This is a genomic window from Chitinophaga flava (assembly GCF_003308995.1).
Classification (GTDB): domain Bacteria; phylum Bacteroidota; class Bacteroidia; order Chitinophagales; family Chitinophagaceae; genus Chitinophaga; species Chitinophaga flava.
This window is the reverse complement of the sequence record NZ_QFFJ01000002.1, coordinates 2,292,654-2,304,646: the sequence shown is the minus strand read 5'-3', so window position 1 is coordinate 2,304,646 and position 11,993 is coordinate 2,292,654. Positions and strand designations below refer to the sequence as shown.

Annotated in this window: 7 protein-coding genes; 5 read left to right on the top strand and 2 right to left on the bottom strand. The window is 37.3% G+C overall.

What is annotated here, in order from left to right:
- Positions 1-112 precede the first annotated feature (112 nt).
- The 5 genes from DF182_RS25545 to DF182_RS25520 all read left to right on the top strand — a co-directional run bounded on the left by DF182_RS25545 (position 113) and on the right by DF182_RS25520 (position 4,079).
- Positions 113-844: a 4'-phosphopantetheinyl transferase family protein gene (locus DF182_RS25545; RefSeq protein ID WP_113618597.1), complete on the top strand. Its 732-nt coding sequence runs from the start codon at positions 113-115 to the stop codon at positions 842-844.
- Positions 845-991: 147 nt separating this feature from the next.
- Positions 992-1,930, top strand: coding sequence for an NAD-dependent epimerase/dehydratase family protein (locus DF182_RS25540; protein WP_113618596.1), 939 nt, complete (start codon positions 992-994; stop codon positions 1,928-1,930).
- Between the two features lie 11 nt (positions 1,931-1,941).
- Entirely contained in the window at positions 1,942-2,637 is a 696-nt protein-coding gene (locus DF182_RS25535; protein ID WP_113618595.1) for a type 1 glutamine amidotransferase domain-containing protein, read from the top strand.
- A 198-nt stretch (positions 2,638-2,835) separates the two neighbouring features.
- Entirely contained in the window at positions 2,836-3,180 is a 345-nt protein-coding gene (locus DF182_RS25530) for a YrdB family protein (RefSeq protein WP_113618594.1), read from the top strand.
- 614 nt (positions 3,181-3,794) lie between these two features.
- Complete coding sequence (locus DF182_RS25520) at positions 3,795-4,079, top strand: hypothetical protein (protein ID WP_147243547.1); 285 nt, start codon at positions 3,795-3,797, stop codon at positions 4,077-4,079.
- 262 nt (positions 4,080-4,341) lie between these two features.
- Here DF182_RS25520 and DF182_RS25515 read toward each other — a convergent pair whose 3' ends face one another.
- Both DF182_RS25515 and DF182_RS25510 read right to left on the bottom strand, forming a co-directional pair.
- A complete protein-coding gene (locus DF182_RS25515; RefSeq protein ID WP_161964263.1) occupies positions 4,342-8,766 on the bottom strand; it encodes a DUF6443 domain-containing protein in 4,425 nt (1,474 codons plus the stop codon).
- A gap of 68 nt (positions 8,767-8,834) precedes the next feature.
- Positions 8,835-11,840 (bottom strand): hypothetical protein, encoded by a 3,006-nt coding sequence (locus tag DF182_RS25510; RefSeq protein WP_113618591.1) that lies wholly within the window; start codon positions 11,838-11,840, stop codon positions 8,835-8,837.
- Between the last annotated feature and the right edge of the window lie 153 nt (positions 11,841-11,993).

Here is an 11,993-nt window from a genome sequence, read left to right as displayed (position 1 = left end):
AAACAGACTGCAATCCAAACTAAATTTATTGCCAACGCTGAAGTCACTGCGAAAAAACTGCACTAAAACATGGACCTTATTTTCTAACAACACCTACGTATCTACATAAAAAATGAATAACGGCAGAATTATATTAAAACGAGAAAACAATAATTTCAATACCGGATTCTGTATAATTAAATCCGACTTACCTGATCTCATAAAAAAAATCCCATTACTTCACCCCGAAGAAAAAGCATATTATAATACGCTAAAATTTGACAAAAGGAAAATGAGTTATCTGCTGGGAAGAATTGCTTCTAAAAAAGCAGTATGTGAATTAACTGAAGAAAACAACATGCCATCCGTTTTAATCAGCACCGGAATTTTTCAGTTCCCCGTTGTAAAAACCACCAGGCACCAAAACATTCAGGTAAGTATCAGTCATGCTGACGATATAGGAATTGCACTGGCATTTCCGGAAGAACATCCACTTGGAATTGATCTCGAAAAAGTAAACCCGGATAAAATTGATACGATAAAAAGCCAGCTCGGAGCCAGTGAAATAGCACTCATCACAGCCTGTCATTTATCTTTACCAGTTGGCTGTACTACTATATGGACAATAAAGGAAGGGTTATCTAAAATATTAAAGACCGGGTTAATGATGAACTTTCAATTATTGGAAATTCAGACATTAGAAAAACACGGCAACGTATATACGAGCACATTTCGCCATTTTCCTCAATACAAAGCCATTTCATGCCTTGTCAGTGATTATATATGTTCCATCATATTGCCTAAAAACACCACTCCGGAATTAGATCTCCTTTGGGATGCTTACCTGAATACGCTACAGCTGTAATGTAAGTACGATCTGCCAAATTATCGGCCATCACATAATCGTAATAAAAACCGGTTTAAATAGTATCCCTGTATATTCCTGTTCAAACTAAATATCTTTCCGCTTGTTATTTATTATCAACAATAAAAATGAAGTAATAAAAACAGTATGCAAACAATACTAGGGGCCAATGGACAAATTGGCGAAGAATTAGCGAGAGAACTAAAAAGGAGTTTTACTTCGCACATCAGGATTGTAAGCAGGAAAGCCAGAAAAGTAAATGATACCGATAGTACTTTTTCAGCAGATCTGTCCATCAAAGAAAATGCAATTGAAGCAGTAAAAGGCAGTGAAATAGCCTACTTCACTTTAGGGCTTCCAATGAATTCAGATTTGTGGGAAAAACAGTTTCTGTTGATCACCCGCAACGTAATCGAAGCCTGTAAAGTCAATGGAACAAAGTTGGTATTTTTTGATAATACCTACATGTATCCACAGGATGCCCGGATTCTTACGGAACAAACTCCTTTTGCTCCCGTTGGAAGAAAGGGCCGAGTAAGACAAGCAATGGCAGACCTGTTGCTAGAGGCAATAAAAGCCGGCGAAATAGAAGCCGTTATTTGTCGTGCTCCGGAATTTTATGGCCCTGGCAAAACACAGAGTATCACAAACTCTTTAATCTTCAATAATATTAAAGAGAACAAAAAACTGAGGATTCCTTTGCGGGACGATAAATTAAGAAGCCTGATCTGGACACCCGATGCAAGCAGAGCAACCGCTTTAATCGGGAATACACCGGATGCTTACAACCAAACCTGGCATTTGCCGATTGATGATAATAGATTAACCTATAAACAATTCATCACACTGGCTTCCACGATTTATGGCAAAGATTTGAAATACGCCGTTATTCCGAAGTTTATCTTTAAGATTGGTGCGATATTCAACAACCGGATAAAAGAACTGCAGGAGCTGCTTCCCAGATATGAATACGACAATATATTTGATGACTCAAAATTTAAAAAACGATTCCCTGATTTTCAGGCTACCACTTATCAGGAGGGGATTGAGCAAATAGCAAATGAACAGCAGACTTCAGCGCAATAATATAATAAAAAATGAAAACCATTTTATTAATAGTCACCAACGTTGATATGTATGCAAGCGGTAGACTAAAAACCGGCTTATGGCTCAGCGAGCTTACACATATCTACCACAGTGCAAAAGAAAAAGGTTGGAATATTATTATCGCCAGCCCCAAAGGAGGGAATGTTCCGATTGATCCTGAAAGCCTCAAACCTTTGGTATTAGATAAAATTTCAAAAGACTATTACAGGAGTCCGTCATTTATGAACGAACTGAATCACTCCAAAAATCTGGAAGCGGTTAAGGATGAAGTTTTCGACTGCATCTATCTGTCAGGCGGACACGCTACCATGTATGATTTTCCTGATGATACCAATTTACAATACATCATCCGGAAACAATACGAAAGGAACAAAATGGTAGCCGCTATTTGTCACGGGGTAGGCGGATTGCTGAATGTAAAACTTTCTAATGGGGAATATTTAATCAAAGGAAAGTCAATGACCGGTTTTAATTGGTTTGAAGAAACTATCGCAAGAAGGAAAAAAGAAGTGCCTTTCAACCTTGAAGCAGCTATCAAAGAAAGAGGTGCAGATCTAAAAAAATCGATTATTCCAATGACCTCAAATGTAGTGGTGGATAAAAATCTTATTACCGGACAAAATCCTTTCAGCTCCAGGGAAATGGCAAAAGTGATTGTCAGAGAGCTCGAAAAGCAACCAGGTTAACTTCCAATAGCGCTTTAAAACTATGAGGTGTGGAAGGCACATATCCCGTAATATTGCCAGAAACCAGACTTTATACATCAATATCAGGGCTACAGGCCAGCTGGAGAAGGAAAATAATTTTTGGCTTTATTATTACATATATCTAAACCTGTACTAATTTTATCAGTCAAAGGTGTTTTCATCAATCCTATTTATCAGATGTTTCTACTCAAGTGGTTAAATCGTTCACTGGCCTTTTCACTGGAAATAATTATGTTGATTGTTGCAGTGTACGTTCCTGTTAAGATCATTGCTTCTCCATGGTTAAGATATGCAGTGGCTGCGGGATTGTTATTGCTTATCATCGTACTCTGGGGTACATGGGCAGCACCAACAGCTACGCGGAGGTTAAAATTACCATACATCGTTATTTTCAAATTCCTGATCTACCTCATCCCTACTTACCTCCTTTTTAAGATGGGGATGAAGAATTATGCCTGGATGTTATATGGTTTGGTAGTGACAACCGAAATAGCGGCGGTACTGTTCAATGAGTATAATTAAGCCATCAGGTAATTTATTCGGCTCATAATCAGCCAGAATCTCCGCCCAAAGTGATACAGATGTTGGGCAATCGCTACATTATGCCATTCAGTAAAATCAGCGAAAAGGTGCAAAACCCGAACCGTTTTATGTTTGATCTGCACAGATAACCTAGTTATATCAACCTTTCGGCATTGTAAATTTCCACCAAGTCTTTTGAGCGATCTATTTTAAAAAATAGTAGTCAGGCGTATTTCTTATCAACTATACAAAACTCCTGCTCATTCTGTCCGGAAGACAGATAAACAAGTTCTTTCAATGCCTGATATTTACAATCATATACCTGGAAGTTTGAACCCATCGGAACTTCTTTTTTATCGAATCTAGTTTTTCACTCCAATACATTCTTCCAAATTATTTATGCTTACTACATGGTGGTAGTACATATCAATAGTGAAAGTAAAAATTATCGATAATCTGGAGCAATTTGTGATCCCGCTGGGACTCGAACCCAGGACCCATACATTAAAAGTGTATTGCTCTACCAACTGAGCTACGTTTCAGCAACCGGTTTTGCCAGTTCTGTCCTGATAATCGTGTTGAGAAACTGGTTATTTGACACATCTGAAAAGGCTATGAGTCAGAAGAATATTCTGGCGTCCTTCCCGTGTCTGCTGGTTATTCATTTATCACTTGGCTTTGATCTTTCGCATCCGTTGTTTACAGCGATCATTACTACTTATAGTACCAACAAGGGCGCTTCGATGGAGCTCTTTTCCTTTTTCCGGGGATACGGACTTGGAAGTTTAGTACTGAGTCTGATCTTTAACATCGTACTGGAAAGAGCATTCCAGCTATACTGCATGCACGCACTGATTGCGGGCACGGCGGCGATGTTTGTGTTCAGAAAAGAGAGGTGAAGATATTACCACCAGTGGATGAAAAAAGCCTTCAAATCTATGACTTGAAGGCTTTTTGTTTCTCTATGATCTTTATGGTACAAAACCCAAACCAGTTTATGAGGGATTTGAAGTCACAAGACTTTTCAATTGTTTTCCAGCAGCATCCTGTCCACAACCTTTTGCTTTCTCAAAATAATGCTTTAGATTGTCTGATATCATCACAATACTTATAGCAAAGTCCTAAATTGTAAAATGATTCCGGGTTATTCTTGTGTGTCAACTAAAAAACAACTGGCATTTCGTAACCGACTCTCTGTAGTTGCTCCGAACCTGGATCATCGCTAAAGACCGGAGATCCGGGATCATATATCTGAGGATTATGGCCAATGTTTTGTACATTATCTAATTTCATAAAAAGATAATTAACCATGGCCTTCAAATAGAAACTCCAGTCCATTTTATTACCATTAGATTGGTAAGCTCCGTAGCCTGATATCATAATATCGTTTCCTAGCCCGGTTATTTTCATCAACATCCCAGCGGCATAATTGCCTTCATCCCTTCGCGTCATAATTATTCCAGGTGCCGCAAAAGAAGCTGTATATACGTGATTAAATTTTTCTGCTTCGCTCATACGCCCCCACTTATCAGTCACTCCCCAAGTTTTGATATCATAGGTTTGTAAATTGCCTGCATTACTCTTATAATATGAAAAAGATTCAAAAGAGCTATGGTTCTTCTGATATTCCTTAAACATATTTGTAGCCAAGGTCAGTTCAGATTTAGCATCCATAGACAACATATTAATATGTCCCATCCAGATATTAGTACTTGGTTCCAAAAATGAATAAACTGAAAAAGTTTCTCCCAGTTTAGCACCTTCACTTTTGTAAGTATCCGTTTTAAAAATATTGAAATTCTCGCGCGTTAAACCTTTCACCATATACACCCCTCTATCTCCGTCGCCTGTGGTTCCACCCACCACATTGCCATACTGATCAACAAATGTGCTGGGAGGCACTGCTGCACGACCATCCGGATCAATATAACGACCAGGATTATTTAATCCAAAACTGTAAGGGGAGCTTTTGGGGAAATCACTACTTTTAGGATCATGCCCCATCCAACGGCCAATAGCAGCATCATACATTCTGGCACCAAAATCATGAAGCTTTAACCCTCTGTTATCCTTTAGTTCTTTTTCATTTAAATACTTTCCATTAAACTTTAAAGTATTTTCATAATAGTCAGTATTAGGGTATGCGTTAGAACTGATAGCGTTAATTTTTAAGCCAAAAGGATAATAATGGGATTCCTCAAGAAGCGGTCCGGGAGACATGCTAATCGCTAAATCATCAAAGTATACATCATTTCCGGATTCATTTGTAGTGGATATATATAAAAAGCCATTATCCTGAATCACAAATCTGTCAGAAGACAATACCTGTAAATTATCAGGATTTTCTTTAATCTGCTTAACCCCACTATTTTTCTCGGATAAATTGAATTTCTCATCAAAAAGAACATAATTCAAATAAGCCCTGGGTCTTGAGTTCGGAATAGAATTATCATTGTTTACAAGCTTCATCAGAGAAGAAGGAAATGTAGCAGATGCTGATCGGGAACCGGATGAAATCATATCCGAATGATGAATTCCACCAGTTGCTTGTCGCTGTAAAACATCAATAGCTGACAACAACAAAGTACCGGCAGTTGCATCATTATTTTCAACAAGTTGTCCTGATTTGTAGAATGCCTTAACTCCAATCTGGATGGTATCCCCTTTCATTACCTTCAGGACCAATGATGGGCCTATTTTATGTTCCGCTGTTCTTCCATTTAGTTTAGCAACAAATTTATTATTTCCCTTGGAAGTCGTATCAGGATAACCATTAGGAACAGTTGTACGGGTTGCATCTAAATTACTAAACAATTGATTTTCTGTAGCCGCAGCTTTCGATTCCATTGTAGCCAGATAAAACGAACCCACATTTTTATTATCTGTAATAACGCTTCTTACATTGCCCAAATAGTCCTTTATGAAATAATCAAATGCATAGGATCGAACATCAGCCCCCATACGAATAACTCTAACCCGCCCCTCTTCCTGATTAAAACTTCTTAAATGGTTATCCTGGAACTCAAATCCATTGTCAAAATAAGTAGTAGTTAATCTGGATGGCACTACAGTATTATCGACCACCGATTTTCTTAGTTTTTTCCCATCTTCTGTATAGATGAAAGACACGGAGCTATTATCGGAAAAGACAAACTTAGTTGGCAAGTCATGAGTATTATAGGAAATGGAAACGATATCTTTATTAAGATCAAAAATCAAGTTCCCATTATTATCATACCCATAATCCGGTGTCCCTTGATTTATATTCGCAACATTGTTGGGGGCTGGTTCCTTAAAATCTCCTAAGGTACTCGTCGGATCATTTTGCTTATCATAAATATATTTCAATCTATTACTTCTCTCCCCATTTTCATAAGAATAAACCAGATCATCAATCACCCTATTGGGAGCCCCAAAATGAAGCATTCTTTTTATATTACCATTATAGTCATATGCCTGATTAACATCCCCGTTATCAGTGGTCTTCATAGTAAAATCTTCAACAGCATTTGACCAGTCCCCTGCGTATGCAGTATAGTCAGCTTGTAATAATCGGCTGAGATTATCATAGACATATTCATATTTCTTTGGCTGTCCGCTTCCTCTCCAAATCATTGCCGCAACATTGCCATCATATCGTGGATTACTGATTCCAGTGTTTACAATTGAGGAGGAAGTATTTTTATCAAACAGTAATTCATAACCAAAAAAACCGTTGACTCCATCACGTACAAAATCCTTATTCATCGATATTAAATGACCACGGGCATCATATTCGAATTTATCCACACCTAATGCACTCCCATAACTTTTCTCTGATAATTTCCCAAGTTCATTATATTTATTGGAGACAATAGTTCTGAAGTCCGTTTCATTGTTAAGCTTACATTTGACCTGTAGAGTCCTTCCTGTTATATCTTTATTTACAACAGTTAATTTTGATATCTGAGGGATCTCTGTATCAAGATTGTTAGTATGGCGATGATAGGTAGATGCGATTAGACCATCAAATGTGTATCGAGTGGAGAAAGAGTTAATACCACCTACTGAGTTGTTACCTATTGTCTGTATAACTCTACCATCCGTATCATAATAATAGGTTGTAGTAATGGTAACTCCTAATTCAGGAACTAAAATTGCTTCACCTGTTTTCAGACCTTGTACATCATAATAGGGAGAATTAATACTAACCCCTCTATTTTGATCATCATTAACTAATTTCAGAAAATCTGTATTATTAAAACCGGTAGCTCCAGGGAAAAAATAACCATCATAGTAATTGAAAGACAACCATTGAATATTTTCAATTGACGGTACAGGATTCTCTTCAAAATATTCAGAAAAAACCGGGCTATTGGTTGCCCCTGGATCAAGAGATGCTTCAAATCCATCTCCTTTGTCGGCAAAAAAACCAGAGGTAAAAAGTATACTATTACTTGCTGTGTATTTTATCACATAGCTATTTCTTTTATCCACAATCATGTCTCCAGTTTTTGATTGGACGACATTTGATGGAAGAAAATCTGCTTCCTGCTGAAGCTGCTCCCTACTTTTTGGGTTAGATGAGATTCCCGTTCTCATCATTCTGTTCCAGCTATCGTAATAGTTTACTTTCCATTGACCAGGGGTATTACCATCTTTAACATACATAACTCTATCCCTCCGGTCATACACCATTTCTTCCTGAGCACGACCAGGATTCTTCTTTTTCACCAACCGTCCTGATTTATCATAATATGTCTGATAACAAAGCTCATCTACAATCGATGATGACAATGTCCATGTAGAAGAAATGAGATCCACTGCCTTCGGTGAAATAACCATCCTGGGGTTACCATCTTCATCATAAATATAATAAGTCGATACCCAACCCTGATGGCCGTCAGGAGTATTTAAATTAAGTTCAGTTTTACTTAATATCAAACGTCCTACTTTATCAATAAAACTTACCGTTCGCAAACCCCGATCACTTATAGTTATATCTTTGCGCAAACTATTGACGGGATAAACTCCACTAACTACAGGTAAAACATTATAGTCCTCCGATGATTTCCAGATTTTCACATCGTCTTCATTCTTATTGAACTCATAATTTGACGCATCGCCCCGGTCACTTCCAACTAAATTTATGCCCGGCAAAAGTTTCTTCTGAACCCTGTTTAATGGCGAGTTTTCAAAAACTGTTTGGGAATAAAAGTAATTATCATCCGGGTACAGACTTGACAGGTACTGCTGTTGATCATTATAGGCATTTATATTGAATACCCCATTTCCGTTATTGCTGATATACGGCAGATAGTTATATTGCTGGCGGCCGGTCTTGTCAAAAGAATAAATGCGAACAAGATCCTTAGTAGTTGGTGAATACCCCACAACAATATCCTGTAAAGGGCGGCCCAGTCCATCAAAATACTTAACTGTCAGCTTGGATTTTGCGGGATCAAATGAATTCAGAACCTGATCGGAACTAGTGAACATCTGAATTGGCTGCCAGGTACGAATCCGGTTCAAAGTTGGATTAGGTATATATTCTGGCTGATTGGCCTTTTCTGTTTGTCCCCAGGTTAATTCAGCTGAAACGCCCAATGACAATAGGATTAATAGGAATTTATTAATATTTAACATTATAAATTTTCGACTATTTGATCAATAGATTAGTAATTAGATGGAAGCTTATAATTATAATCATACATCTTTATAATACTCCCATCATTATCTTTTGTCATGGATAATCTATGCGCACGATCGTAGTAAAAATAAGTTCTTACCCCTTGGGCATTTTTTGTCTGTGTCATACCGTCGCCAAATCTGTAGGTATAGGTTTTAATCAATGCCGCATTAAGATTACTTCTTAACTTATCCAACTCAGACATGATCTGCTGCTCTGAAAAAACATTATTCACATTCAGCAGAATATTCTCATCTACAACTCTAAACGCCCTTGAATAATCCAGACCATTAATTTCAGCAACAGGATATAAACCTGAATATCCCCATAAATAAGAAGTCAATATTCCTTTACTGGTACGGGACTGAATAAGATTGCCATAATTATCATATCCTTCAAACTTTACAACCGTTTTCAATGGGCTACCCTCATTACCTTCTTCCTGGCTTATCGGCAATATATGCTTTGATTCATTCCAAAGCCCATAGTTAGTTTTCTTATGTGACAATTTATAGGGTTGGATAATAGAGGAAGTACCAGTATTCAATCTCAGGCTTTCAGGAAATTTTTTTTCAACTATTGTTTCTACGACCGGAGCAATCATGTTCCGCTTTACCATTTCATCATAAACAACATTACCAATAAAATCCGTAGCATACTTATATCTTGTGATAATATAGTTATCATTATTTATCAATTGACTCTGCATTCTGGGCAATCTGTTTTCTCTGTCATAATCGAAAACCTTAACTGTTGAAAACCGATTACCATTCTTATCATATTCTACTTGTTCCTGTTTAGCCAGGAAAGGCCAGAAATAAAATAGTCGCGAGGTCACCAGAAAAGTAGCTCCCCCAATTGAAGTAATATCCAGCTTTTGCTTTAAAAACTGCTCATATTTATTGTCTTCTGAATTATAAGTATTAATTTCTGACAACAGTAGTTTCCTATCACTATTAAAAACATCACTTTGTAACAATAAACCTCGTTCCAGTTCCCGCTTACTGCATATATAAGAGGTATAAACAGAAGCCACATCGGTGGTTATAGACCGGCCCATTTTAATTAAATCAGGTGCCATATCTAAATAACCATTATCATGATTACTATAGGTATACTTTTTATAACTCCCATCAGTATTTCTTTCTACAACTTCCGTGTAGGTTATATGATTACCATCAGATAAACCTGCAAAACCATTTGGCGAACTACAAAATCTAAAACTACTCCCTAGCCGATCATATCCTGACTCATAATAAACAGGCAGCCCTGTACATACACCACTGGACAAGGTCCCCCCCTGAATAAAGTCTTTCGTATAGAAAAACTCTCTAACCAGTGGAAGTGTTGTAACTCCATCGATGTTGATTATTTTCTTAATCCTTAACCCTCCAGCAAACTTTTGAGGAGTACCCTGGACCCCCATTGGCTTATACATAACTATTGAACTGTAATCATGAGGTTCATAAACAAACGTAGTAGATCCTCCCGTCGGATATTCTATTTTGTTCAGGATTTCTGCTTGCAGAAAACTAGGATCGGGCTCTCTGGAGTTGAAATAAGCAACTAAATCAGGCGGTTCTTTTATACCGATTTTTAATTTGTCACCATAGAAGTTTCTCCCATTGTAGTATCCCCAATGATCAACCCGACCAGATAAATATGAGGGTAACTTTTGGGGATTATAGGTAAACGAATAGGAATGCTCTGACAAATTCTCCTGGGGATAAATGGTTACTTTGGATAACTTCAGCCTTTCTGTACTGTTATCAATATAAGAGAACTTTACTTGATCTTCTGTATTTTGACCAGCATAAGAAATCTTTATGTTATCCAATTTAAAATATTTCTCTTTGTTATTATACGCATCTAAAGGAAAGTACCCTAATGAAAAAAACAAATCTTTCGTGACAGATCCTCCAGGTTCAGCACTGACAAGGGCATAGAATCTCTGAACGAAATTGAATGATTCATATTTTAAATCTGCACTTTCCGCCATATTAAATTTCAATGTGCAATATTGAGGTGCCTCAATTGATTCAAGATAAGAAAGATAATGCCCATTATAGCGTGTTGCATTTGCTTCATTTGGAGTTTCAATACTAGGGTTCATCTCAGTTATCCATGGATCTCTACAAATTTCCGTTACATTTCTTGCAGAAATATGCCCCCCCCTTTTATATTTGAAATTTATCTGTCCCTTCTGGTTTTTTATTTCCACCAGATGCCATGCATTAGAAACTAATAAGGGAACTCCGAAAGGATCTTCCTCCGGCACCGCCGTCAATTTACATGATCTTGTTTTCTCTATTGCTTCAGCTTGCCTGCCAAAAGTATAGGTTGTTCCGTCTTGTGTAGTAATGACAAAAGTTATTATGTTCTTAACATTATAAAGAGGACCTCCCTCATTCGCGTCTAGTTTGTCAGCTACAACACAGTCAATTTTTAGCGAATTCGCATCTTTGGATTTTATTTGCCATTTCCCGTTCCGGTCCATATAAAAACTACCAGTATGCCCTAGGAAATTAAAAGAGAATTCATCAGGCCCATCAATGGTTTCACTTGCTCTCCACCAATCCTCTCTATCCTCTCTTATTTTACCAAAATTCAACTGTTCTTCATCCGGCTGATAATTAACTTCTCTCGTTATAACACCACCAGAAATCAGGCTCCAACCAAGCCCGACCCAACTTCTGAAAGTCTCCACCTTATTACCCCTTGTATTATAAAGGAGTATTAGTGGCACTTCCATATCTCTATACTTTAGTGTATACAACGGAATACTAACATCTACAGTACCATTAAATGGTAGTACTGGAACCCGCCCAAATTCTCCGAGGTTTGCTACATCAGGAGACAGAATGTTTGGATTTTTAAACGAATTGGGATCAATAGTTTGTTGCGCTACTGTTGTTTCAGCTACAAAAAAGAATAGTAGCACACTCCAAAAAGATGCTACTACTTTTTTAAAATTATCGTGAATAAATATCATGACTTTTTAAAAACAGAATATCTGAAATTATTCATCAACCTAACCAAAATTCGGCACCCCGAATCGTATTGTTGGGAATAAAATCGATATAACTTATTAAATGATGACTATTTCAATAGGTAGGTATGTAAAAATAATCTCTGCTAAATTAAA